The sequence below is a fragment of the Micromonospora sp. DH14 genome (assembly GCF_029809455.1).
Taxonomy (GTDB): domain Bacteria; phylum Actinomycetota; class Actinomycetes; order Mycobacteriales; family Micromonosporaceae; genus Micromonospora; species Micromonospora parva.
The window spans coordinates 140212-164694 of sequence record NZ_JARVKT010000001.1 but is presented as its reverse complement, the minus strand read 5'-3'; the positions used below and the strand labels follow the sequence as shown (position 1 = coordinate 164694).

Sequence of the window (24483 nt, the reverse complement as noted above, 5' to 3'; positions counted from 1 at the left end):
CAGTGGCCCGGTCACCGACTGACGACTGTCACGCGGGCACCTTGGCGACCGCGTCGACGATGACCCGGAGCAGCTCCACGACCCGCGGGCCCCAGCGCGAGGCGATGTCGTCGTCCAGGGCCACCACCTGGTTGTTCTTCACCGCGGTGAGGCCGGCCCAGCCGCTGCGCGCCTTGACCGTGTCGGCGTTCTGCTGGCAGCACTTGGCGTCGGCCAGGAAGACGAAGTCCGGGTCGGCCTTGACGACGAACTCCTGGGACAGCTGCGGGTAGCCGAAGTTCTTGCCGTCCGCGTCGGCCGGGTCGGCGATGTTGGTCAGGCCGACCTGGCCGTAGAGCGAGCCGATGAAGGTCTTGCTGGTGGCGCTGTACAGCTCCGGGCCCAGCTCGTGGAAGTAGGTGAGCTTCTCGGCGCGCTGCGGCAGGTCCTTGACCAGCTTGGTGATGTCGTCCTTCATCCGGGTCACCACGTCGGTGGCCTGGTCGGCGTGCCCGGTCAGCGTGCCCAGCTCGGTGATCTGCCGGTACGAGTCGTCGAGCGTGGTCGCCGCCGGGGTCTGGTACACCGGGATCTTCAGCTTGCCGAGCTGGTCGACGATCTTGTTGCGGTCGTCGGAGAGCACCACCAGGTCGGGGTTCTTGCCGGCGATCGCCTCGGCGTTCGGCTGGAACGCGGAGAGGTCGGTCTTGGGCGCGTCGGCCGGGTAGTTCGACTGGTCGTCGACGGCGGTCACCTGCGGGCCGGCACCGATCGCGAAGAGCATCTCGGTGGCGGTGGGTGACAGCACGACGATCTTCTCGGGCCGCTTGTCGAGGGTGAGCGCCCCGACCGTCACCGGGTAGGCGGCGGCCGCGGTGCCGGTGCTCGGTGTGTCGTCGGCCTTCTCGGCGCAGGCGCCGAGGGTGAGCGCGGCGACCGCGAGGGTCGCCGCGAGGAGCCGAGGGGTACGTCTGTTCATGGGGGCCTCCTGTCGGTCGAGGAGTGTGGTGCTTCGCCGACAGGGACTTTCGTGCGCCCGCCCACGAGGCGCCCTTCCTCGAGAGCGCGTATCGCGACCGGTCCGCAGGCGACCTGGCTCGTCCCCACCGGCCGGTGGGGCATCACAGTTGCGGGACAGCGCCGGGTTTCGCACCGGCTTCGCTGCGGGCTGGTCGGTAAGACGGTAGCGCACCACCGGGACGTGCCGGATCGATCAAGGATCGATCGGCGCGCGACGATCGGTTGGACCGGCGCGCGGAGAGGGATATGTCCCGGATCAGGAGGCTCGGAGTGGGTGGTGGGGCCCCGCCGGGGGGCGGGACGGGGCCCCACCCGATCAGGAGGACGTGATGGTGACGTTGTCCACAGCCGCCTCGACCAGACTCGCTCCGGAGGCGTCAGCCGCTTCGACGAGGATGCGGACCGACTGGCCGGCGTACGGGGTGAGGTTGAGGTTCGCGACCGCCCAACTGCCGTTGCGGTTGCTGGCCGCGCCGGCCTGGGTGAGCAGCGCTGTGGTGCCGCCGTTGTGCACCACGCTCACCCGCAGGTAGTCCGCCGACGAGGCGTTCGAGCCGTGCGCCAGGTACCAGGCGAGCGAGAGGGTCAGCGTGCCGGACGACGGCAGGGTCACCGCCGGCGACCGGGCGCTGGTCACGCCGCCGTCGACGTCGTAGTCACCGGCCGCCGAGCCGGCCAGCCGGCCGGTGACCAGGTCGTTGGAGCCGGCGTACGGGGTGAGCTGCTTGGCCCCGGAGGACGTGGTCGCCTGGGCGGCGCCCCGCTCGAACGCGCCGAGGGTGGCGGTGTCGGTGCCGGACGGGTTGATGGTCCAGCCGGTGGCGGTCTCGAAGGTGTCCGACCAGACCGTGGTGCCGCCACCCCCGCCGCAGTACTGCGCCTGCTTGCCGATGGCCCGGTACGGGCAGTCGGCGTACTCGCTGAGGATCAGCACCGCCTCCCGGTTGCGCGAGGTCTGCGCGGGGATCACCTCGTCGGGCGGATAGAAGCCGCCGCCGCTGGCCGAGCCCGGGTACATCTCGAAGGTGTACGCCCAGATGTTGTGGGTGGCCCACATCCAGTCGAGGCTGTCGCCGTCGGTGATGTAGAGGTCGCTGGACTGTTCCGGGGTGTAGTTGTTGGTGGCCGCCATCTGCTGGCCGATGGTGGCGAAGGTGTTGTACTGGTCCGCGTTCATCCCGGTCGCGGTGTTCGCTGTGGTGTAGCCGTACGGCCAGAGCACCAACTGCGAGTACGTGTGGAAGTCGATGTTGGCCTTGATCTGCTGCACGCCGCCGACCACCCGGCTGTTGACGAAGTTGCGCAGCGCCTGCGTCTCGGGTGCGGAGAACGCCGACGGCCCTCGGTAGGTCTCCGACGAGGTGGAGCCGGACGAGCCGCCGCAGCAACCCCAGTTGTAGCCCCAGTTGCGGTTCAGGTCGGTGCCCACGTTGGACGAGCCGCTGTTGGGCTGGCGGTTCTTGCGCCAGGACCGGTACGACCCGGTGGCGATGTCGTACTCGCTGCCGTCCGGGTTGACGGTGGGCACGATCCAGATCTCCCGGCCGTTGACGATGTTGGTGATCCGGGAGTCGCTGCCGTAGCTGTCGGTGAAGAGGTTGAGCAGATAGATCGCCATCTCGACGGTCAGGTGCTCGCGGGCGTGCTGTTGGGAGTTGAACAGGATCTCCGGCTCGTTCTCGTCGGTGCCGACGTTGTCGGAGATCTTCACCGCCATCAGGTCGCGGCCCTCGTACGACGAACCGATGCTGATCTTGCGAGCGATCGCCGGATGATCGGCGACCACCTGGTTCACGACGGCGGTCAGCTCCGCGTAGTCGTGGTAGTTGGAGTCGGCCGGCGGGAAGGCCAGGGTGCCGATCTCGCCGGCGCCGCGCTCTGCGTTGGGCGGCGGGGCGAGCGGTTCGAGCCGGAAGCCGAGCTTGCCGATCGCGGCGGCCTCGCCCGCGGTGGCCGAGATGTGCAGCACGCCGTGTTCGGAGTAGTCGATGGCGGCTCCGGTGCGGGCCACCGCGTTGCGGTCGGCGAGGGTTCGGGGCCCGAGGACCCGGTAGCTGGCGGCGGCCGACTCTGCGGTGCGGTCCGGCGCCGGTCGGGCGGCGACCGGACCCGCGGCGACGGTGACGATGCCCAGCCCGGTGACGACAGCGAGCACCAGGACACGGCGGAAGGGGATGGGCGTGCGGAGGGCCATGGACTACCTCCTCGAAGGGCGGGAGATCCCGCTGGGTGAAGGACACTTCACCACCTGTCACATGGTCATATCAATATTGATCGCTGCCTTATGCATCCCAGGAGGATCATCACGGCGGCAATGATTTTCCACGTATGAACATCTGGCGAAACTTCCCTCCAAGCGGAAAACTGACCAGCGACGATGCCCCCTCGACACCGCGGAGCACCCATGGCCAGATCCCGCCTGCGCGCGGCAGCCCTCGCCGGCGTCACCACGCTCACCCTGCTCACCACCACCGCGCCCGCGATGGCGGCACACCCGCCCGCCCCCGCCCACGACGAGCAGATCACCTACCAGGACTGGTCCGGGCCCGCCGACTGGCACCGGGGCAGCCGGGCCGGCACCCGCGTCGTGCCCGGCGCCCGCGCGGGCGTCACCCTGGCCCGCCCCGCCGGCACCATCGAGTACGCGGACCCGCACACCGGCGCCACCCGCACCTGGGAGTACGGCACCTGGACCTCGCCGGTTACCAGGATCGGGTTCGACGCCACCGAACTGATCGCCTCCTGGAACGCGGAAACCCCGGCCGGCACCTGGATCCAGGTGGAGATGCAGGGCAACTACACCAGCGGTGACCAGACCCCGTGGTACGTGCTGGGCCGCTGGGCGTCCGGCGACGCCGACATCAAGCGGACCAGCGTCAACCGACAGGGCGACCCCTGGTCGACGATCTGGACCGACACGTTCAGCATCGACGACGCCGCGGCCGGGGTGCTGCTGCGGTCGTACCAGCTCAAACTGACCCTCTACCGCGCGCCCGGGCAGAGCGCCGCGCCGGTGGTCCGGATGCTGGGCGCGATGAGCTCGACGGTGCCGGACCGGTTCACAGTGCCGCCGAGCGCCGGGCACATCGCCTGGGGCGTCGAACTGCCGGTGCCGCGCTACTCGCAGAACGTGCACAGCGGGCACTACCCCGAGTACGACGGCGGCGGCGAGGCGTGGTGCTCGCCCACCTCGACCGAGATGGTGGTCGAGTACTGGGGTCGCGGACCGTCGCCGGCCGACACCTCCTGGGTCGACCCCAGCTACCCCGACCCGACGGTCAACCACGCCGCTCGGATGACCTACGACTACGCGTACGACGGCGCGGGCAACTGGCCGTTCAACACCGCGTACGCGGCCAGCTTCCCCGGGCTGGAGGGTCGGGTGACCCGGCTGCACTCGCTCGACGAGCTGGAGCGTTTCATCGCCGCCGGCATCCCCGTGGTGACCAGCCAGTCCTTCCTCGCCAGCGAACTGGACGGTGCCAACTACGGCACCTCCGGGCACCTGTTCGTGGTGGTCGGCTTCACCGCCGACGGCGACGTCATCGTCAACGACCCCGCCTCGTCCAGCAACGACGTGGTGCGCAACGTCTACAAGCGGGCGCAGTTCGAGCAGATCTGGCTGCGGACCAAGCGCACCAACGCCAGCGGCGGCGTCTCCGGCGGCTCCGGCGGGATCGCCTACCTGATCAAGCCCACCTCAAAGCCCTGGCCCAAGGTCCAAGGCTCCACCAACTGGTAGGCCCACCCGCACCCACCCACCCACCGGGCTCAACCCGGCCGGTTGATCCTGAAGTTATTGCCGGATTCCTCGGAGTGTCGTGGCAATAACTTCATGATCAACGCTGGGAGTCGGTGGGGGGGGTGGGGTTAGGGGTGGGGGTGGGGTTTGGGGTGGAGGGCTGGGTTTGGTCTTCGCCGGCCAGGGCGGAGCGGAGGCGTTCCTTCTCCACCTTGCGGCGCTCGGCCGCTTCGGCGATCTCCCCGGCCATCTCGTCCCGCCAACCGCGCAGCAGGAAGAAGGAGAGCGCGGCGGAGAACACCAACGCCAGCATCAGCTTCAGGAACACGTTCATGTCGATCAGCCAGAGGCCCGCCAGCACGGCGACGAACAGCCCGATCCGGCCCAGCGTGTACTTGAGCGCGGCGCTCACCTGCACCACTCCGTTCTCTCCGTCGCCCGCCACTGCCGGCGGAAGGTTCGAGCCGCCCGGCGGGCGGTAGTGCTCAGCCGGTCCGCCGGGCCAGCCAGCGGACGCCCGGGAACCAGACGATCGCGTACGCCACAGTGAACGCGGCCGCCCCCAACGCGCCGGAGAGCAGCGGCGGCAGTCCGGAGCCCAGACCGGCGACCAGGAGCCCGGCGAACACCCCGACGGCAGCCGCGACCACCGCCGCCGCCACCCGGGCCGCGCCGAACTCCCAGGCCCGGAAGTCGTCCCAGAACAGCCAGGCCGGCAGGATCACCGCCAGCCAGCCGTTCGTGTGCCCGAACTCGCCACTGCCGAGCGACGCGAAGCCCCACTCGAACAGCACCAACGCGAGCACGCCGATGACCAGGCCGGCCAGGCACACCCCGAGCAGGTCGCCCAGGGTACGGATGCGGCCCTGGTCGTCCCGGCGGGGAAAGCCGCTCTGCTGCTCAGATCCTCGTTGCTCGGTCATCGACTGCGAGGGTACGTGGCGACTCAGGCCCAGACCTGCTGCGGCTCGGCGCGCCGCTCGGCCAGCGACGGGGCCTTGTCGTACTCCCGGACCACGTTGTAGCGGGTGTCCCGCTCGACCGGCTGGAAGCCGGCGTCCCAGATCAGGTGCAGCAGATCGTCGCGGTGCATGGTGTTCGGGGTGCCGTACGAGTCGGCGTCGTGAGTGATCTTGTATTCGACGACCGAACCGTCCAGGTCGTCCACGCCGAAGTTCAACGACAGCTGAGCCACCGACAGCCCGTGCATCACCCAGAAGTTCTTCAGGTGCGGCACGTTGTCGAAGAGCAGCCGGGAGACCGCGAACGTCTTCAGCGACTCGGCCGGCGAGGCCATCGTGGTGCGGGCCTGGATCCGGTTACGGATCTTGCCGTCCGCCGAGTCGACGAAGTCGTGCTGGTAGCGCAGCGGGATGAAGACCGCGAACCCGCCGGTCTCGTCCTGCAACTCGCGCAACCGCAGCACGTGGTCGACGCGGTGCCGGGGCTCCTCGATGTGGCCGTACAGCATCGTCGCCGGGGTCTTCATGCCCTTGCTGTGCGCCAGGGCGTGGATCCGCGACCAGTCTTCCCAGTGGCAGGCGTGGTCGACGATGTGCTGCCGGACCTCCCAGTCGAAGATCTCCGCGCCACCACCGGTCAGCGACTCCAGGCCGGCGTCCATCAGCTCGTCGAGGATCTCGTCGGCGCTCAGGCCGCTGATCTTCTCGAACCACTGCACCTCGGTCGCCGTGAAGCACTTGAGCTTGACGGTCGGCAGCGCCGCCTTCAGCTCACGCAGCACCTTCGGGTAGTAACGCCAGGGCAGCGTGGGGTGCAGACCGTTGACGATGTGCAGCTCGGTGAGCTGCTCGTCCTCCATCTCCTTGGCCTTGCGGACCGCCTCGTCGATGCGCATCGTGTACGCGTCCTTCTCGCCCGGCTTGCGCTGGAACGAGCAGTACGCACACGACGCCGAGCAGACGTTGGTCAGGTTGAGGTGCCGGTTGACGTTGAACATCACCCGGTCGCCGTTCAGCTCGGTGCGCTTGTGGTGCGCCAGCCGTCCCAGCCAGGTCAGGTCGTCGCTCTCGTAGAGGGCGACCCCGTCCTCCCGGGTCAGCCGCTCACCGGCGTACACCTTCGCTTCGAGCTCACGCTTGAGTCCGGCGTCCATGGCACGTCCCTTCCACCTGCGGTCCGGATCGAGCGTACGTCGCGGCGCCGACGGGCCCGGCGGCACGGTCGCCGGCAGCGACCCACTTCACCAGACTCTCAGGCTCCCGTAACCCGACAACGCATCGACATGAGTGGCGAGGTGCGGTAGTAACAAGGTGGGGCGGAACACACACACTGGTACCGTCCCGGCGGTCGCGCCCACCGAGCGCGACGACGAGCGGTTGGACGGGGAGCGGCATGGTCTACAGCGGGCGCGGGCGACGGCAGCGACGACGGAGCCCGGTGATCTCGCCGGTCCTGCGTCCGAAGCTCTGGGCCGCCCTGCTCGGTGCGATCGCCGCAGCGGTGCTCGCCACCCCCGCGTACGCGGAACCCGGCGTGCCCACCACCGTGCCGGACACCGGCTCCCGCCCGGCGGTCACCGGCTCGCTCCAGCTGCCCGGCGGCGCACCGGTCGCCGGCGTGCCCGCCCCACCGGTGGTCAACATCGGCAGCGGCCCGCTGGCCACCGCGATCGCCGCCGGCGAGGTTCAGGTCGGCACGCTCGGCGAGGCGTTACTGGTCAGCCGACAGAAACGCGTCGACGCGCAGGCGCAGCTCGACGCGGCCGGCAAGGCGCTGGCGACCGCACAGGACGCCCTGCTGCGGGCCCAGCAGACCGCCGACACCGCCGCCGCCGAGGCCATCAAGCAGGCCGCCGCGCTGCCGCCGGGCGACCTCGCCCAGGACATCCGTGGGCTGAGCCGCCTCCAGGCGATCACCCGTGGCGAGAAGGTCGACGGCGGCACCACCGGGGTGGCCGGGGAGCTGTCCCGCGCCCGCGCCGGTGAGCAGGCCGCGTACCAGAAGCACAGCGAGGCCAAGGACCTGCTCGCCGCCGCCGAGGTGGAGTTCACCACTGGCGAGACGGCGCTGCGCGCCGCCGAGGCGAGCCTGCTCAAGCTGCGCAAGGACAACGCCGCCGCGCTGATCGAGATCGAACGTCAGCAGGAAGCCACCGAGCAGCAGATCGGCGCCGGCTACGTCTCCAACCAGAGCATCAGCGGCATGGCCGCGCACCCCCGGGCACTGGCCGCGGTCCGGTACGCGCTCGCCCAGCTCGGCGACCCGTACAAGTGGTCCGAGGAGGGGCCGGACCAGTTCGACTGCTCCGGCCTGATGTGGGCGGCGTACCGCTCCCCCGGTGCCGACTACTTCGACCTGCCCCGGGTCTCCCGCGACCAGTACGCGGCCACCCGGGGACGCACTGTTCCGCAGAGCGCGCTGCTCCCCGGCGACCTGCTCTTCTTCGCCTCGGGCAGCAGCTGGACGACGATCCACCACGTCGGCATGTACATCGGCAACGGCAAGATGGTGCAGGCGCCCACCACCGGCGACGTCGTCAAGATCTCGGTGGTCCGCTGGTCCCGGCTGTACGCCGCCACCCGGGTGATCGGCGCGGTGCCGGCACCGGTAGTGACCAACCCGACCCCGCCCGTGTCGACCCCGAAGCCGACGCCCACGCCGACGAAGCCCACCAAGCCGACGCCCACCCCCACGCCCACGAAGACCACCACGCCGACCCCGACGCCCACGAAGACCACCACGCCGACCCCGACGCCGACCTTGACGACCACCCCGACGCCCACACCGACCGGCAGCACCACGCCGAAGCCGTCGAACACCCCGAGCAACACTCCATCGACCCTGCCGCCGGCACCACCCAGCGCACCGAACAGCGCTTCTCCGACGACCACGCCGACGACCACGCCGAAGGCCAGCACGAGCGCGACCGGCACCCGCAGCGCGACGGCCACCCCCAGCGACGCGGGCTGATCCGCCACGACCCGCTCCGGCTGTCCGCTCGGGGAGATCTGTGGCACCGTGACAACCAGGCACATCCGACCCGACGTCACGGGTCCGGGTGCGAGCATGGCGCGGAGGGCGGAAATGGCCGAGCAGAAAGATCCGGCGGAGACTGTCGACCCCGTGGTCGACCAGGCCGACCTACCAGGGCCGGCCACCACCGACCCGGTGACCGCCGCCAGCCCGGCAGGCACCAGCCCGGCAGACAGCGACGCCAGCTCAACCGCCAACGATGCCAATGCGGCCGACAGCAGCACGGCACCGGCCGTCGCGGACGCCTCGACCGACGCCGATGACGATGCGCCCGCCGCCCAGGCACCCGTCGGTGCCGCCCCCGGCGCGACCGGCGCCGCCGCGAACAGCGGCGAAACGGACGCCGCCGCGGACAGCGGCGGGACCGACGCCGGGGAGCCGGCAGTGGTCGACGCGCCCCCTGGTCAGGCCACCGCACCGGTACGCGCCCGCGCCAGCGTCGTGACCCCCACGGCGCGCCGGGGTGACCTGCCGGCCAGTGCTCCGGGCACGGCGACCACCTACCGGGCGACCGGCTCGGCCAGCCCGGCCGACGTGTCGTTGCCAGGTCAGCGACACGGCTCCCCCGCGCCCGCCCGGGCCAGCGCCACGGTTCCGAGCGGCAGCCGGGGCACGGCCGGCCCCCTGGGCAGCCCGGATCCTCGGGAGAGCACGCCCGGCGTCTACCGGTCCGCGCCGGTGGGCACCGAGCCGGAGCCGGCCCCGACGCCCTCGACTCCGGACCCGGAGCCCGCCCCACCCGGCCCCGGGCCGACGCAGCCGCCGCCACCGGAACCGGAGCCCGCGCCGGCCCCGGGTCCGTATCCGCCGACCCCGACGCCGACGCCGAACCCCCGCCCCACGCCGCCGCCCGGTCCGGTTCCGCCCGTTCCGGGCCCGCCCATCCCGCCGCCCTCGCCGGTGCCGCCCATTCCCGGCCCGCCGTCGCCGCCGGTCCCGAGCCCGCCGCTGCCGCCACCCGGTCCGCCGGTGCCGGCACCGCCAGCCCCGCCCGGTCCGATGCCGGCACCCCCGTTTCCGCCGCCGCCGGCGATGACCGACACGCCCGGCGTACGGGCCACCGCGTCGGTCTCCGCATCTCCGTCCGGGTGGTCACCCACCGGTGGGGCGACCCGCCCGATGTCCGCCGGCGGATGGACCCCGCCAGCCGCCGCCGCACCGCCGGTGGTGCCCGCGCCAGCCGCCTCCGCGCCGCCGGTGGTGCCCGCGCCAGCGCTGCCGAGCTGGCCACCGTCGACCGCCGGGGCTCCGTCGTCGACCCGGAACAGCACCGTGAACTCCCGGACGACCGCGCCGCCGAGCGGCCCTCCGGCTGGTTCCGCCGGACGGGTTTCGGCCACCCGCGGTGGGCGGCACGACGGCGGCTCCGACCTGGCCGGCACCGTCTACGGCAACGGCGAGGGGGCCGGATTCACCACTGTCGCGATACCCGCCAACGCGGTGGAGACCTCCGGCTCGTTGACCGGGCACATCCTGGCCCAGGGCTGGTCCGACACGCCGACCGAACGGTCCAGCAACGCCCGGGTGATGATCGTCCTGGCCGCCGCTCTGGGACTGCTGGTGGCGATCAGCGTCGCGGTCGTCCTGCTCGCCGGGGACGCCCTGGACGGTCTGGTGGGCAGCGTGCTCAACGGGTGAGCCAGCGAGCGTCAGCGATGGTGAGTCCGCCCACTACGGTCGGACAACCGGCTGGCGGCTTCGCCGGACCGCCGTACACTGGGTGAGATCACTGACCCGGCGCGCGTGGTGTGCGCCCCTGGGCGATCTTGCGGGCGATCCGGCGGCACAGCCGCGGCAGGCCATCGCGAAGATGCGCCCCGCTCGAAAGGTTTTTGTTGACCACCTCTGCTGACCCCAGCACCGTTACGTCCGTTTTCAACTCAGTCCCGGCGGCCGACACCGCACGGGAGCAGCTCGACGTCGCTCCGGGCGAGGCCGCCACCCCTCAGGCCGAGCCCGTGCCGACGGAGACCGCCGACCCGATCAGCTTCGCTACCCTCGGCCTGCCCGAGCCGCTTGTCCGCGCACTGGCGCAGCAGGGCATCACCAGCCCGTTCGAGATCCAGCGGGCCACCCTTCCAGACGCGCTCGCCGGCCGTGACGTGCTGGGTCGGGGGCAGACCGGTTCCGGCAAGACGCTCGCCTTCGGCCTGCCGGTGATCGCTCGGCTGGCCGACCGCAACCGGGCCCGGCCGATGCGCCCGCGCGCCCTGGTGCTGGTGCCCACCCGCGAGCTGGCCATGCAGGTCAACGACGCTCTGGTGCCGCTGGGCAAGGCCGTCGGCATCTTCCTCAAGACCGCAGTCGGCGGCGTCCCGTACGACCGTCAGATCGACGCGCTGCGTCGCGGTGTGGAGATCATCGTGGCCACCCCGGGGCGGCTCGGCGACCTCATCGAGCGGGGCATCTGCCAGCTCGACGACGTCGAGGTCACGGTGCTCGACGAGGCCGACCAGATGGCTGACATGGGCTTCCTGCCCGAGGTGACCGAGCTGCTGGCGAAGACGCCGGCGAACGGTCAGCGGCTGCTCTTCTCGGCCACCCTGGACGGTGACGTCGACGCGTTGGTCAAGCGGTTCATGACCGACCCGGTGACCCACTCCACCGCGCCGTCCACCGCCTCGGTGTCCACCATGGACCACCACATGTTGTTGATCCCGCCGCACGAGAAGTTCCCGGTGGCGGCCTCGATCGCCGCCCGGGACGGCCGGACGATGGTCTTCGCCCGTACCCAGCTCGGGGTGGACCGGCTGGTCGAGCAGCTCGCGGCCGTCGGCGTACGCGCCGGTGGGCTGCACGGCGGCAAGACCCAGCGGATGCGCACCAAGACGCTTGCCGAGTTCCGTGAGGGCCGGATGAACGTGCTGGTCGCCACGGACGTGGCGGCCCGGGGCATCCACGTCGACGGAGTCACCCTGGTGCTGCACGTCGACCCGCCGAAGGACCCGAAGGACTACCTGCACCGTGCGGGTCGTACCGCCCGGGCCGGCGAGTCCGGCGCGGTCGCCACGTTGGTGCTGCCCAAGCAGCGCCGCACCACCCTGGCGATGATGGAGAAGGCCGGCGTCGCGCCGGCCGAGACCCGGGTCCGGGTCGGTGACGCGGCGTTGGCCGAGCTGGTCGGCGCCCGCGAGCCCAGTGGCGTCCCGGTCCGCGTCGAGGCGGAGCCCCGGGGCTACGGCGACCGCTCCGGCGGCCCGCGCCGGTTCGACGACCGGGCCGGCGGCCCGCGTCGGTTCGGTGACCGCTCGGGCGGCGAGCGCCGCTACGGCGACCGCCCGCAGGGCGACCGGCGCTACGGCGACCGGCCCACCGGCGAGCGCCGCTTCGGCGACCGGGCCCAGAGTGACCGCCCGCAGGGCGACCGCGGCTACGGCGACCGCCCGCAGGGTGACCGGGGCTACGGCGACCGCCCGCAGGGCGACCGGGGCTACGGCGACCGCCCGCAAGGTGACCGGCGCTTCGGCGACCGGCCCACCGGCGAGCGCCGCTTCGGCGACCGCCCGCAGGGTGACCGGGGCTACGGCGACCGCCCGCAGGGTGACCGCCGCTTCGGCGACCGTCCGACCGGCGAGCGCCGCTTCGGCGACCGGGCCCAGAGTGACCGCCCGCAGGGCGACCGCGGCTACGGCGACCGCCCGCAGGGCGAGCGGCGTTACGCCGATCGGGACACCCGGGGGTACGGCGACCGGCCGCAGGGCGAGCGTCGGTTCGGGGACCGGCCGCAGTTCGGTGACCGGGACGGTCGGGGCGACCGGCCCACCGGCGAGCGGCGCTTCGGTGACCGGCCGCAGGGTGAGCGGCGCTTCGGCGATCGGGACGCTCGGGGTGGTTTCCGCCCGGAGAGCCGGGTCCGCGACGACCGGCCCCGCGACGACCGGCAGCGCGATGACCAGCGGCGCGACGACCGGCGCGGTTTCGGCGGGCGACCGCCAGCACGTACCCACTGATTGATCCACCGAACGCCGTCGCGAAGCCCAGGCTTCGCGGCGGCGTTCGCGCATGCCCTGCCGATGCCGACCGGGTCGCGTAACGTCCGGCTCATGCCGACCATGCCGAAGTCAATCTTCTGGTCCCGGACGGACACCGCCGGCAGCGAGCATGTCCTGCTCGACGACGGCCACGGGTTGGCGGCCAGGGGCACCCTGCTCGCTGTGGACCCGATCCCGTGGACCGCCCGCTACCAGCTGAGCACCACGCCGGACTGGGCCACCGCGCGGGTCGAGGTCGAGGCCGAGGGTCCCGGCTGGCTGCGCCGGGTGACGCTGGAGCGGGCCGCGGGCCGGTGGCGGGTCACCACCGCCGAGCAGGGCGACCTGGACGCGGCCCTCGTCGTGGCCGGTCATCCCCGGGCCGGGCTGCCCGGCACCGACGACCCGGACCGGCTGGCCGACGCGCTCGACGTCGACCTGAGCGGCTCGCCGCTGTTCAACGCCCTGCCGTATCACCGGCTCGGGATGGCGGCCGAGCCCGCCGACGTGGCACACCGGATCACCGTCGCCTGGGTGCTGCTGCCCGGCTTGGAGGTGGTGCCGGCCGAGCAGATCTACACCGGGCTCGGGCCGGGGCGGATGCGCTTCGCCAGTGGCACCTTCACCGCCGACATCGATCTGGACGACAGCGGCTACGTGGTGCGCTACCCCGGGCTGGCCGAACGGATCGACCCACGCTGACCGACACCGAGCCGGGCTGACCGACACCGAGCCAGGCTGACCGACACCGAGCCAGGCCACGGCCCGCTCGGCGGTCCAGCCGGACCACAGCCCGCTCGGCGGTCCAGCCGGACCACAGCCCGCTCGGCGGTCCAGCCGGACCACAGCCCGCTCGGCGGTCCAGCCGGACCACAGCCCGCTCGGCGGCTCAGCCGGGCCAGACTCCGGTGGCCAGGAAGCGGTCGATCGTGGCCAGGTGCGGGGTCAGGTCGAGGCCCTGGGCGCTCACCCAGTCGTCGGCGTAGTACGTGTCGGCGTACCGGTCGCCGGGGTCGCAGATCAGGGTGACCACCGAACCGGTCCGGCCCTCGGCGAGCATCGCGGCGATCAGGCCGAACGCACCCCACAGGTTGGTGCCGGTGGAGCCGCCCACCCGGCGGCCCAGCAGCGCCGATCCGGCGCGCATCGCGGCCAGCGACGCCGCGTCCGGCACCTGGACCATCCGGTCCACCACCGAGGGCAGGAACGACGCCTCCACGGTGGGCCGGCCGATCCCCTCGATGCGGGAGCCCTTTCCGGTTCGCACCGACCAGTCGGCGGCCAGCCAGGCCGGGTAGAACGCCGAGTTCTCCGGGTCGACCACGCAGAGCTTGGTGGCGAGCCGGCGGTACCGGGCGTACCGGCCGATTGTCGCGCTGGTGCCCCCGGTGCCGGCACCCACCACCACCCAGGCGGGGATCGGGTGCCGCTCCAGCTCCAGCTGCGCGTAGATCGACTCGGCGATGTTGTTGTTGCCACGCCAGTCGGTCGCCCGCTCGGCATAGGTGAACTGGTCCATGAAGTGCCCGCCGGAGTCCTCGGCGAGCCATCGGGCCTCGACCACCACGCTCGCCGGGTCGTCCACCAGGTGGCACCGGCCGCCCTGGAACTCGATCTGCGCGATCTTCTCCGGTGAGGTGGAGGCCGGCATCACCGCGATGAACGGCAGGCCCAGCATCCGGGCGAAGTACGCCTCGGAGACCGCCGTGGAACCCGACGACGCTTCGACGATCGTGGTGCGCGGCCCGATCCAGCCGTTGCAGAGCCCGTACAGGAACAGAGAGCGGGCCAGCCGGTGCTTCAGGGAGCCGGTGGGGTGTGACGACTCGTCCTTGAGATAGAGGTCGATCCCCCATTCGCGGGGCAGCGGGAACGGCAGCAGGTGGGTGTCGGCCGAGCGGTTCGCGTCCGCCTCGACGGTGGCGATCGCCTCGGTCACCCAGGTCCGGCTGGATTCGTCGCACCTGTCGAGATGAGTCACGCTCGGAAACGTAGCAAGCTGACCAGGGGTGGTCAGCGCCGGTCCGGCGATGCCGACCGACGGCGTTGGCGGCGCTGACCTGCGCGGCCCGCGGCGCGGACCAGTGGGGTCAGTGTGACGGCCAACCTGGGCAGCGCGTCCAACAGGCGCACCTGCGCTCCCCGCCAGCGGGGCAGGCTGACCACCGGGCGTGGCCGGCGGGCCAGCCGGACCACCCGGGCCGCCACCCGCTGCGCGGTCAGCATCGACCCGGTGAACGAGGCCACCGCCCCCGGATCGTCCAGCCGGTCGTGCAGCATCGGGGTCCAGATGCCGTCCGGGCAGAGGCAGGAGACGTGCACCCGCCGGTAGCCGGCCATCCGCAGGTCGGACAGGGTGCCGAGGCCGAACGCCAGCAGCGCGTGCTTGCTGGCCGCGTACACCGTCTCGCCGGGCGCGGCGATCAGCCCGGCCAGCGAGACGACGTTGAGCACGTGGCCGTGGCCCTGCGCGCGCATCACGGTCAGCGCGGCGAGGGTGCCGTTCATGGCGCCGTGGGCGTTCACGTCGAGCACCCGGCGGCGGGTCGGGGCGTCGTGCTCCCACGACGCCCCGGTGACCAGGATTCCAGCGTTGTTCACCCAGAGTGCGAGGTCACCCCGGCTCGCCGCGTTCGCGGCGACGGCGCGGCAGGCGTCCTCGTCCCGGACGTCCAGGGCGGCCGACCAGCCGCCGAGCGGTGCCGCGGCGGCCCGCACCGCCGCCGGGTCGAGGTCGGTGAGCAGCACCGACCAGCCGTCGGCGTGCAGCGCGGTGGCGATGGCGCGGCCCAGGCCCCCGGCGGCGCCGGTCACCACCGCCACGGGACGCGCCGGAGGGGTCATCGGCGCACGCTACCGCCGGCCGACCGGGCGACACCAGGGGTACGGGATGGTCAGGTCGCGGCCGGGCCGACCGGCTGCGGGCGGTTCTCCCACTTGGTGGAGAGCGCGATGGCGGTACGGGTGGAGGCGACCCCCGGTGTCCGGTTCAACCGCACGATCAACTGCTCCAGTTCGGCGATCGTGCCGACCCGCGCCTTGAGCAGGAACGACTCCACGCCGGCCATGAAGTAGCAGGACTCGATCTCGGGCAGCACCCGCAGCGACTCGAGCATGTCGTCGGTGTCGGCACCGGAGTCCTCGACGATGCCGATCAGCGCGGTGACACCCAGGCCGATCGACTCCGGGGCCACGTCCGCGCGGTAGCCCCGAACCACCCCGCTGCTCTCCAGCTTGCCGACCCGTTCGTGCACGGCCGGGGCGGAGAGGCCCACCTGCCGGGCCAGCTCGGCGTACGAGAGGCGCGCGTTGCCGCGCAGCAGGTCGACGAGGCTCAGGTCGATGGCATCCACAGAGAGTGACCCTAACCGTTGCCACGTAACGTGCGGCCTTCGGCACCCGTTGGACTGAGCGGTGAGTCACTGTTCAAAAACCGGCGGTCAGGGCAGAGGTAGCACCAGTAACATTACTAACTCCCCACTCAGTGCATTTTTCGCGTTTGGGCGGACAGGCCATGTCCCTGGTGCTGTAATTGCCATACGTCCCTCATGACGGCTCTGGGCTACGCACCAGCCGGGGGCAGTGTGTTCAGCCGGGGGCTTCGTCGACGCGAGGAGGGGGCTGTGGACACTGGAGATCGCCTGCTGACACCGGGTGAGGTCGCCGCGCTGTTTCGGGTAGACCCGAAAACTGTGACGAGATGGGCGGCGGCCGGCCGGATAGGAAGCATCCGGACTCCAGGCGGGCATCGCCGGTTTCGGGAATCCGAGGTGCGGGCCCTGCTTGAGGGGGAGGGCATGCTGGACGAGGTGGATGAGGTCGGAAAGCCACGCAATGTGGGGCCGGCCGCTTCCACGGGGCCGGGTCCGGCCAACGCCGGCATGTACTGAACTGGTGCGGACAACGCCACGCGGACCGGACACCAGTCCGGTCCGCGTCCCGCTTCGGCCGACCGTCGTGCGGCAACGCTGCTCGTCCTGAGCAGCATTGCTCGGCACGGGCGGCGGCTCAGCTTCGCGCTGCGCCGAGCTGGCCGGACCACCGCCGGAACAGGGTGTGTGGGACGCCGAGGGCGTCCAGCACCTTGCCGGCCACGAAGTCGACAAGTTGCTGCGCGCTGGCCGCCGCGCCGGCACCGTAGAAGCCGGGGCTGGCCGGCAGCACCACCGCGCCCGCGTCGTGCAGCGCGATGAGGTGTTCCAGGTGACTGCGGGTCACCGGTGTCTCCCGGGGCACCAGCACCACGGGTCGGCGTTCCTTGAGGTTGACCTCGGCGGCGCGCTGCAACAGGTCCTTGGAGAGCCCGATCGCGATGCCCGCGCAGGCCGCCGTGCTGGCCGGGACGACGGCCATCCCGCGTACCCGGTAGGAGCCGCTGCTCGGCCCGGCGGCCAGGTCACCGGCCGGCCAGTGCCGGACATCCGCAGAGGTCAGGTCCCGGCCGAGCCAGGTGGCGAGGTCCTCGGCCCAGTGCCCGTCCCGGAAGGGCCGGCCGGTCTCGTCGAGCACTGTGAGTCGCGCCGCCCGGGACACGATCAGGTCCACCGGCTCGCCCGCGTCGAGCAGCCCGCCGATGACGGCCGCCGCGTACGGCGTACCGGAGGCACCGGAGACCCCGACCACCCATGGTTCCCGCATACCCCCAGCCTGCCTGGTCCGGCTGGCCCACCGGTGGGCACCCCCGGGGTTGGTACGGTCCGACATGTCGGGCGGGGCACCTGCGCATCCCGCCGACCTGACATGCTGCGGCTGGCGATTCGCACCGGAACCATCTCGCAGAGGAGGCATCGGTGACGACCGGCGAGATCCTCCGGGCGCTGCGTGCCGAATGTCCGATCCCGTCCCAGCTGCCCGCACACGCCGACCGGGTGCACTGCTGGCTGCTCGGTCTGCTGCGCGAGCTTGGCCTGCCACTGGACGACGCCGCGCTGCGCCGGCTGTCCCGTGGGGCCTTCGCCCGGTACGCCGGGCGGCTCTACCCCGGGGCGACCGAAGCCGACCTGCGGGTGCTGACCGCGCTGTTCACCTGGTTCTTCCTGGTCGACGACGCCTGCGACGGGCCGAACCGGTTGACTCCGGAGCAGATCCGGGCGTTGCGCAACGGCACCCTGGCGCTGCTGCACGACGGCACCCGGCTGCGGCAGACCGGGCTGACCGGGCCGCTGCGGCGACTGCTGGTGCTGGCGTGGCGGGAGCCGCGCCGCCGGATGCCGGCCCGGTGGCGGCTGCGCTTCGCCGACGCGGTGGCCCGACACCTCGACGGCACCTGGCAGGAGGCGGTCAACAAGGAGACCGGCCGCCGCCCGAGCGTCGACGAGTACGTCGAACTGCGTCGGGCGACGTCGGCGGCGGAGGTGTCGTACCCGCTCGTGGAGTTCGTCAGCGGCCGACCGTTGCCCGACCCGGTCTACCACCACCCGCTGCTGCGTCAGATCGCCCGCACCGGCAACGACCTGCTCTCCTGGTACAACGACCTGGCCTCGCTGGACCGGGACCGGACGACCGCCGGCGGGCACAACCTGGTCCTCGCCCTACAGGCCGAGCGTGACCTGCCGGAGGCGGAGGCGGTCGAACGCGCGGCCGACCAGTGGCGGGAGGCGATGCGCCGCTTCGTCGCGCTGCGCGCCACGGTGCCGTCGTTCGGTCCGGCGTTGGACAGGGCGGTCGCCGACCATCTCGACGGGGTCGCGTACGCCGTACGCGGGACCATCGACTGGACCTTCGAGAGCGCCCGCTACCCGGTCAGCGCCGCACCACCAACCCCAGGGCCGTAGGCCGGGCGGATCACCCAGGGCCGTAGGCCGGGCCGGATCACCCGGCCTCAGGGCCGCAGGCCGAGCCGGATCACCAGGTCGAGCAGGGCGAAGAGGAACAGCGCGATGCCGACGAACCCGTTGGCGGTGAAGAACGCCCGGTTGACCTTGCTGAGGTCGGTCGGGGTGACCACCAGGTGCTGGTAGCCGAACGCCACAGCGGTCAGCGCCAGCCCGATCCACCAGAGCCAGCCGAGGCCGATCAACGCGCCGAACCAGATGAACAGCGCGAACGTCACCACGTGCGCGACCGTGGAGGCGTGCAGCGCGAAACGCCGACCGTACCGGGCGGGCACGCTGTGCACGCCGATCTCCCGGTCGATCTCCGAGTCCTGGCAGGCGTAGATCAGGTCGAAGCCGCCGATCCACAGGCCCACGGCCGCGCCGAGCAGCCAGGCCGGCCCGGAGCCGTCCAGGGTGCCGGTGACCGCCAGCCAGGCGCCGACCGGGCCGACCGCCTGGGCGATCCCGAGGATGGCGTGCGGCCAGTTGGTGAACCGCTTGGCGTACGGGTAGACGACCAGCGGCACCACGGCGAGCGGCGCGAGCACCAGGCAGAGCGGGTTGAGCAGGGCGGCAGCGACGAGGAAGACCACCAGTGCGACGGCCGCGCCGGTCCAGGCCGTCCGCACGCTCACCGCTCCGGTGACCAGTTCCCGTCCGGCGGTACGCGGGTTCCGCGCGTCGATCTCGCGGTCGAGGATCCGGTTGGCGGCCATCGCGAACGTCCGCGCCCCGACCATCGCCACGGTGATCAGCAGCAGGTCGAGCCACCGTACCCGCCCGCCGTCGATCTGCATGGCGGCCAGCGCGGAGAGGAACGCGAACGGCAGCGCGAACACGGAGTGCTCGACGGCGACGAGCTTCAGGAAGGACTTCGTCCGGCCCGGCTTCGCCGCCGGTGCGTCGAGGACGGCCATCAGATCCCGTACTCCTTCCAGCGCTTGTCAACCAGGGCCGTGACCTCGGGGGCCATGCTCATCTCCTCCGGCCAACCTCGGGTGTAGCCCTCGGTGGGCAGTTTGCGGGTCGCGTCGACGCCAGCCTTGCCGCCCCAGAACTGCTGGTACGACGAGTGGTCGAGGTGGTCCACCGGCCCCTCGGTGAGCAGCAGGTCGCGGGCGTAGTCGACGTTGCCGAAGGCCCGGAAGGCGACCTCGTTGTAGTCGTGCACGTCGCAGTCCTCGTCGACGATCACGATCAGCTTGGTCAACGACATCAGGTGCGCGCCCCAGATCGCGTTCATCACCTTCTGCGCGTGCTTCGGGTAGCGCTTGCGGATGGAGACGATCGCGCAGTTGTGGAAGACGCCGGCAGCCGGCAGGTCGTAGTCGACGATGTCCGGGATCATCAGCTTGAGCAGCGGCTGGAAGATCCGCTCGGTGGCCTTGCCGAGGCCGTGGTCCTCCTGCGGCGGCTTCGAGGTGACGATCGAGTGGTAGACCGGCTGACGCTGCATGGTCATCGCCTCGATGTGCAGCACGGGGAACGGCTCGACCGGCGTGTAGAAGCCGGTGTGGTCGCCGAACGGCCCCTCGGGCAGCCGCTCACCGGGCTCCAGGTAGCCCTCCAGCACGATCTGCGCGTGCGCCGGCACCTGCAACGGCACGGTGAGGCAGTCGACCATCTCCACCCGCTCGCCGCGCAGGAACCCAGCGAACAGGTACTCGTCGATGTCGCTGGGCAGGGGCGCGCTGGCCGCGTACGAGACGACCGGGTCGCATCCGATCGCGACCGCGACCGGCAGGCGCTGCCCGAGCCGCTCGGCGACCGCGTGGTGTGCTGTCGAGTCCTTGTGGATCTGCCAGTGCATGCCCAGGGTGTTGCGGCCGTGCTGCTGGAGCCGGTAGAGGCCCAGGTTGCGCTTGCCGGTCTCCGGGTGCTTGGTGTGGGTCAGCCCGTAGTTGTGGAAGATCCCGCCGTCGCCGGGCCAGACCTGCAACCCCGGCAGTCGGTTGAGGTCGACATCGTCGCCCCGGTAGACGACCTCCTGGCAGGGCGCGGTCTTCACCTTGCGCGGCGGCAACGACTTGAGCTGCATGACCTTGCCCAGGCCCTCGCGGATGCCGGACCAGCCGACCGGCAACTCCGGCTTGATCATCGCGCCGATCCGGGCACCGATCTCGTCCAGCGAGTCGACGCCGAGCGCCATCGCCATCCGCTTCTCGGTGCCGAACAGGTTGATCGCCACCGGCATCTCGCCCCGGGTCGGACGCTCGAAGAGCAGCGCCGGGCCGCCGGCCCGCACCGTGCGGGTGACCACCTCGCTGATCTCCAGGGTCGGATCGACCGGGACGTCGACCCGGCGCAACTCCCCCGCGCGCTCCAGCGCCGCGATGAAGTCCTTGAGGTCGGTGTACGGGAAGCCACGAGCCGCCATGTCGCCCAGTCTCCCGCACCGGCTCCCGCCCGGCCCAGGCCGGGTGCTGTGACGCGCGCGATGGCCGCCACGGCGAGCCCGGTGCGGACGGCGCGGCGTGCCTTGATCCACTCGGCTTGCAGGAAGTCGGGGTGTCCTGCGCCTGGCGATAGGCCGACTTTCTGAAAGCTGAGTGGATCAAGACCCGGCGCATCTGCGGGCTGCCGGCGTCCAGGCGTGGGCGGCCAGCGGCGGGTCGAGCGGCGCCTGGGTGAGTCGGTTGGCGAAGGTGGACATGGTGTACGCGCCGACGCCGAGCACCACGTCCAGCGCGTGCCGGGGCTGGTAGCCGGCGGTCAGGAAGTCGTCCACCTCGGCGTCGGGCACCGCACCCCGGTGATCGAGCACGGCCAGCGTGAACCGGCGCAGCGCCTCCAGCCGCGGTTCGGGCAGCGCCGAGCCGGACCGCAGTGCGGTGATCAGCTCGGTGGTCGCTCCCAGTTGGGTGAGCTTGCCGGTGTGCAGGGCGACGCAGACGTGGCACTCGTTGGTGGTGGAGACCGTCAGAATGACCACCTCCCGCTCCAGCGGGGCGAGGTCGGTCTGCTCGAAGCCCGCGCTGGCGGTGAGGAAGCCGGTGAGCAGCTGCGGCGACTCGGCCATCAGCGCCACCGGGGTGGGCAGCCAGCCGAACCGGCCGCGTACGCCGTCGATGGCTCGTCGGGTGGTGGCGGGCGCGGTCTCGGCGGTGTGGACGGTGAAGACGGGCACGGCTGCCTACTTTCCAGGGTTCGGATCGGGGGACGTAAGATAGTCAACGTGGTTGACGAAATAGTAAACGTGGTTGTCTAACATGGCAACCGCTGATCCCCCGCGCCCCGGCTTCGCGCTGCCGCTGCTGCTGCTGGCCGGCTTCCGGACGCTGATCGACGACCTGCACGCCGAGCTGGCCCGGGAGGGGCATCCGGAGCTACGGCCGCTGCACGGGTTCGTGCTCCAGGCCGTCGGCGCGGACGGCACCACCGCCACCGAGCTGGGCCAACGGCTGGGCATCTCCAAACAGGCGGCGGGCAAGACCGTCGACCGGCTGGTCGCCGTGGGATACCTGGAGCGGGTCGACGACCCCTCCGACGCCCGACGTCGGCTGGTGCGGGTGACGCCGCGCGGCGCCGACGGGCTACGCCGCTCGGCCGAGATCTTCGACCGGCTGCGGGCACAGTGGGCCGACACCCTCGGCCCGGAACGGGTCACCGCGATGGAGGACGACCTCGCCACGATGGCCTCGGCCAACTGGTTCCGGCTCGACGTGCCCGGCTGGTTCGGCGGCTGATCGCCCGCGGCCGTGCGGGGCTGCCCGACACCCGCCGGGCGGGCGAGCTGACCGGAGGCGTCCGTCCAGGTCGAGCGGTCGTGCGAGGCCGCTGACCGGCGCCGCAGGCACCCGACCGTGTCCTGTTTCGACGGAGATCACGACCCGCTCGACCGAGCAGAAACTGTCACAGGCGATCCCTAAGATCATGGATGCCGGTCGGGTCCGGGGTGTTGCAGACCTGACGTCTTCCGATCGGCTCACCCCTCAGCAAGGAGATCAATGAGATCTGTGCGCGTTGCCCGTGGTCGGCTTCTGCGTGGCGTGACAGCGCTGCTCGTCGGCACCGCAGCAGTCGGTGTGGCGGCCGGCCCGGCTGCGGCCGAGGACGACCCCGGCTGGGTCAGCGGATGGCTTGATGACGTCACCGTCGGCGGCCCCGGCGCTCCCGGCCGCACGATGCCGCTGACCCTGACCAGCACCGGGGCCAGCCAGCCCCGGGTGACCATCGACCTGTCCGGCCTGGCGGGCGTGGCCACCGCCGCCTTCCCCGACTTCTGCGTCACCGAGGGCACCTCGGTCACCTGCCCGATGCCGCCGACCGCCGTCGACGAGTTCGGCACGCTCACCGGCACCGTGCCGGTGGTGATCCGGCCCGCGCCCGGCGCCCTCGACGGCGCGAGCGGCACCCTCGACTACACGCCGCTCGGCGAGCAGACCGAGGCGTACACCCAGCAGGCGACCGTCACCGTGCGGTCCGGGCCCAACCTGCTCGACATGGTCGACGAGACCGTGACCGGCGTGCAGGTGGGCGACACCCTTCCCGTCCCGGTGGCCGTGGTCAACGCCGGCGACCAGCCGGCCGTGGACCTGCGGCTCACCATGCGCTTCCCGGTGGGCCTGGTGCCTGCCAGCTACCGCAACTGCCGGTACGGCACCGACCAGGTGCTGGCCACCGTGGTCGTCTGCACCGTGCGGGGCACGTTCGCGCCCGGCCAGCGGCACGAGCTGCGGGACGGGTTCGCCACCACTGTCGGCCCGGCGACCCTCGGCAGCAAGCGGATCACCCAGGCCGTGCAGCCGCTGGCCAGCGCCGACCCGCTCCCCGGTGGGGTGAGGCTCCGGAGCCGCGACGCCGACCAGGCGCTACGGCTACGGGCGGTGGGCGCACCGCTCGACGTGCTGCCGGTCGAGGCGACCCGGGCCGAAGGCCAGACCTACCTGCGGGGCGTGCACGGCGCCTTCGACATCGTCGCGAAGGGCGCGGCCGTCACCGGAGCCGTCGGTGACACCGTGCGGGTCACCGTGGGCCTGCGCAACAAGGGTCCGGGTGTGCCGGACGGCAGCCTCTCCGGCGAGGGCGTCGGGGCCTTCCTCTTCGTCCCGCCCACCGGGGTCACCGTGCTGGCCAGCCCGTCCGACTGCTGGCTGAACGGCGACGAGGAAGAGCCCGAGACCGTCCCGGCAACCTGGTACTGCAACGGACCCGGGTCGGTCTTCCCGGCCGGCACGACTCACAAGGTCGACTTCGACCTGCGGATCGACAGCCTCTCCGGGGCCCCCGGCAAGGTCGAGCCGTTCCAGCGCTACCCCCGGGTGGACGACAACCCGAACAACGACGTCGCCGCGGTGACGGTGAGCTGAGCACCGGGCCAGAACGACGCGGGCCGGTCACGGATCATCCGTGACCGGCCCGCATCGCGTAGCCAGGTCAGTGAGGACCCGGCCGACGGCCAGTCGATGCCGGGGTTGACGGTTGGCATCGCGTGATCCACTCGGATTTCAGGAAAGTGCGGTGTCCCGGCAGCAGGACACCCCGACTTCATGAAAGTCGAGTGGATCAACGGCGACCGGGGGGCTGGACATTCGTCAAGACCGCCGGACACATCTCACCGTGCCTGGCCGGAGGGCGGGACGCGGGAGCAGAGTGGATCCATGTCGGATGCGTACGTCGTCGGCGACCCGGACGGGTTGTCGCCCCTACAGGTCGAGCTTCGCGACGCCATCGCCCGGGAACTGCACGCCCAACTGGCGTTGCGCGGCGAGCGGATCGAGCTGGCCGACCTGCCCGAGGTGTCCTACCAGGTGACGATCCAGGTCGAGCGGGCCATCCGGGCCTGGCTGCCCACCCGGTAGACGCGCGGCCCCGACAAGGCCCCGGATGGCCGACCACCCGAGCAACGCGACCTGACCCCGCTGACCGGAACCGAGACCGGCGACCGCGGGCGGGGCCGGTGGAACGACGCGGGCCGGTCACGGTTGTTCCGTGACCGGCCCGCACCGCGTTGCGGCTG

At 71.9% G+C, this 24483-nt stretch carries 22 protein-coding genes; 10 read left to right on the top strand and 12 right to left on the bottom strand.

Annotated elements, in window-relative coordinates; translation table 11 throughout:
• Positions 1-28 precede the first annotated feature (28 nt).
• Together QCZ28_RS00800 and QCZ28_RS00795 are read right to left on the bottom strand one after the other, a co-directional pair.
• Positions 29-958, bottom strand: a complete 930-nt coding sequence (locus QCZ28_RS00800) for an ABC transporter substrate-binding protein (RefSeq protein WP_279514720.1) — start codon at positions 956-958, stop codon at positions 29-31.
• Between the two features lie 357 nt (positions 959-1315).
• Positions 1316-3193, bottom strand: a complete 1878-nt coding sequence (locus QCZ28_RS00795; protein ID WP_279514719.1) for a M14 family metallopeptidase — start codon at positions 3191-3193, stop codon at positions 1316-1318.
• Between the two features lie 210 nt (positions 3194-3403).
• Between QCZ28_RS00795 and QCZ28_RS00790 the strand changes: the two genes are divergently transcribed.
• A complete protein-coding gene (locus tag QCZ28_RS00790) occupies positions 3404-4741 on the top strand; it encodes a C39 family peptidase (RefSeq protein ID WP_279514718.1) in 1338 nt (445 codons plus the stop codon).
• Between the two features lie 97 nt (positions 4742-4838).
• Here the strand turns inward: QCZ28_RS00790 and QCZ28_RS00785 are convergent, their stop codons facing one another.
• From QCZ28_RS00785 to mqnE, 3 genes are all read right to left on the bottom strand, one after another.
• Positions 4839-5153, bottom strand: coding sequence for a DUF4229 domain-containing protein (locus QCZ28_RS00785; protein WP_279515275.1), 315 nt, complete (start codon positions 5151-5153; stop codon positions 4839-4841).
• A 73-nt stretch (positions 5154-5226) separates the two neighbouring features.
• Positions 5227-5664, bottom strand: a complete 438-nt coding sequence (locus QCZ28_RS00780) for a hypothetical protein (protein WP_279514717.1) — start codon at positions 5662-5664, stop codon at positions 5227-5229.
• A 23-nt stretch (positions 5665-5687) separates the two neighbouring features.
• On the bottom strand, positions 5688-6857 hold the full coding sequence (gene mqnE / locus QCZ28_RS00775) for an aminofutalosine synthase MqnE (RefSeq protein ID WP_030334058.1): 1170 nt from the start codon (positions 6855-6857) through the stop codon (positions 5688-5690).
• Positions 6858-7096: 239 nt separating this feature from the next.
• On the opposite strand from mqnE, the gene QCZ28_RS00770 reads away from it, so the two are divergent.
• From QCZ28_RS00770 to QCZ28_RS00755, 4 genes are all read left to right on the top strand, one after another.
• Complete coding sequence (locus QCZ28_RS00770; protein ID WP_279514715.1) at positions 7097-8674, top strand: C40 family peptidase; 1578 nt, start codon at positions 7097-7099, stop codon at positions 8672-8674.
• Positions 8675-8788: 114 nt separating this feature from the next.
• On the top strand, positions 8789-10375 hold the full coding sequence (locus QCZ28_RS00765; protein ID WP_279514714.1) for a hypothetical protein: 1587 nt from the start codon (positions 8789-8791) through the stop codon (positions 10373-10375).
• Between the two features lie 320 nt (positions 10376-10695).
• Entirely contained in the window at positions 10696-12687 is a 1992-nt protein-coding gene (locus QCZ28_RS00760) for a DEAD/DEAH box helicase (protein ID WP_279515274.1), read from the top strand.
• Positions 12688-12789: 102 nt separating this feature from the next.
• Positions 12790-13410 carry a putative glycolipid-binding domain-containing protein gene (locus tag QCZ28_RS00755; RefSeq protein ID WP_279515273.1) on the top strand — a complete coding sequence of 207 codons (621 nt, stop codon included), beginning with the start codon at positions 12790-12792 and terminating at the stop codon, positions 13408-13410.
• Between the two features lie 187 nt (positions 13411-13597).
• Here the strand turns inward: QCZ28_RS00755 and QCZ28_RS00750 are convergent, their stop codons facing one another.
• The 3 genes from QCZ28_RS00750 to QCZ28_RS00740 are packed head-to-tail and all read right to left on the bottom strand — an operon-like array spanning position 13598 to position 16061.
• Positions 13598-14689 (bottom strand): PLP-dependent cysteine synthase family protein, encoded by a 1092-nt coding sequence (locus QCZ28_RS00750; protein WP_030334047.1) that lies wholly within the window; start codon positions 14687-14689, stop codon positions 13598-13600.
• A gap of 32 nt (positions 14690-14721) precedes the next feature.
• A complete protein-coding gene (locus tag QCZ28_RS00745) occupies positions 14722-15552 on the bottom strand; it encodes an SDR family NAD(P)-dependent oxidoreductase (protein WP_279514713.1) in 831 nt (276 codons plus the stop codon).
• 50 nt (positions 15553-15602) lie between these two features.
• Positions 15603-16061, bottom strand: coding sequence for an Lrp/AsnC family transcriptional regulator (locus QCZ28_RS00740; protein ID WP_279514712.1), 459 nt, complete (start codon positions 16059-16061; stop codon positions 15603-15605).
• Between the two features lie 270 nt (positions 16062-16331).
• Here QCZ28_RS00740 and QCZ28_RS00735 point away from each other — a divergent pair, with 270 nt between their 5' ends.
• On the top strand, positions 16332-16598 hold the full coding sequence (locus QCZ28_RS00735; protein WP_007454516.1) for a BldC family transcriptional regulator: 267 nt from the start codon (positions 16332-16334) through the stop codon (positions 16596-16598).
• Between the two features lie 118 nt (positions 16599-16716).
• Here the strand turns inward: QCZ28_RS00735 and QCZ28_RS00730 are convergent, their stop codons facing one another.
• The gene (locus tag QCZ28_RS00730; protein WP_279514710.1) at positions 16717-17346 is read right to left on the bottom strand and encodes a UbiX family flavin prenyltransferase; all 630 of its coding nucleotides are present in this window, start codon (positions 17344-17346) and stop codon (positions 16717-16719) included.
• Positions 17347-17498: 152 nt separating this feature from the next.
• Between QCZ28_RS00730 and QCZ28_RS00725 the strand changes: the two genes are divergently transcribed.
• Positions 17499-18482 carry a terpene synthase family protein gene (locus tag QCZ28_RS00725; RefSeq protein ID WP_279514709.1) on the top strand — a complete coding sequence of 328 codons (984 nt, stop codon included), beginning with the start codon at positions 17499-17501 and terminating at the stop codon, positions 18480-18482.
• Between the two features lie 47 nt (positions 18483-18529).
• Here QCZ28_RS00725 and mqnP read toward each other — a convergent pair whose 3' ends face one another.
• The 3 genes from mqnP to QCZ28_RS00710 form a co-directional block, all read right to left on the bottom strand.
• The gene (gene mqnP / locus QCZ28_RS00720) at positions 18530-19441 is read right to left on the bottom strand and encodes a menaquinone biosynthesis prenyltransferase MqnP (protein ID WP_279514708.1); all 912 of its coding nucleotides are present in this window, start codon (positions 19439-19441) and stop codon (positions 18530-18532) included.
• Entirely contained in the window at positions 19441-20901 is a 1461-nt protein-coding gene (locus QCZ28_RS00715) for a menaquinone biosynthesis decarboxylase (RefSeq protein WP_279514707.1), read from the bottom strand. Before QCZ28_RS00715 ends, mqnP begins: the two co-directional genes overlap by 1 nt.
• 177 nt (positions 20902-21078) lie before the next feature.
• A complete protein-coding gene (locus tag QCZ28_RS00710; protein ID WP_279514706.1) occupies positions 21079-21651 on the bottom strand; it encodes a carboxymuconolactone decarboxylase family protein in 573 nt (190 codons plus the stop codon).
• 82 nt (positions 21652-21733) lie between these two features.
• Here QCZ28_RS00710 and QCZ28_RS00705 point away from each other — a divergent pair, with 82 nt between their 5' ends.
• From QCZ28_RS00705 to QCZ28_RS00695, 3 genes are all read left to right on the top strand, one after another.
• On the top strand, positions 21734-22210 hold the full coding sequence (locus QCZ28_RS00705) for a MarR family winged helix-turn-helix transcriptional regulator (RefSeq protein WP_279514705.1): 477 nt from the start codon (positions 21734-21736) through the stop codon (positions 22208-22210).
• Between the two features lie 261 nt (positions 22211-22471).
• Positions 22472-23833: a hypothetical protein gene (locus tag QCZ28_RS00700; protein WP_279514704.1), complete on the top strand. Its 1362-nt coding sequence runs from the start codon at positions 22472-22474 to the stop codon at positions 23831-23833.
• Positions 23834-24124: 291 nt separating this feature from the next.
• A complete protein-coding gene (locus tag QCZ28_RS00695; protein ID WP_279514703.1) occupies positions 24125-24325 on the top strand; it encodes a hypothetical protein in 201 nt (66 codons plus the stop codon).
• Positions 24326-24483 lie beyond the last annotated feature (158 nt).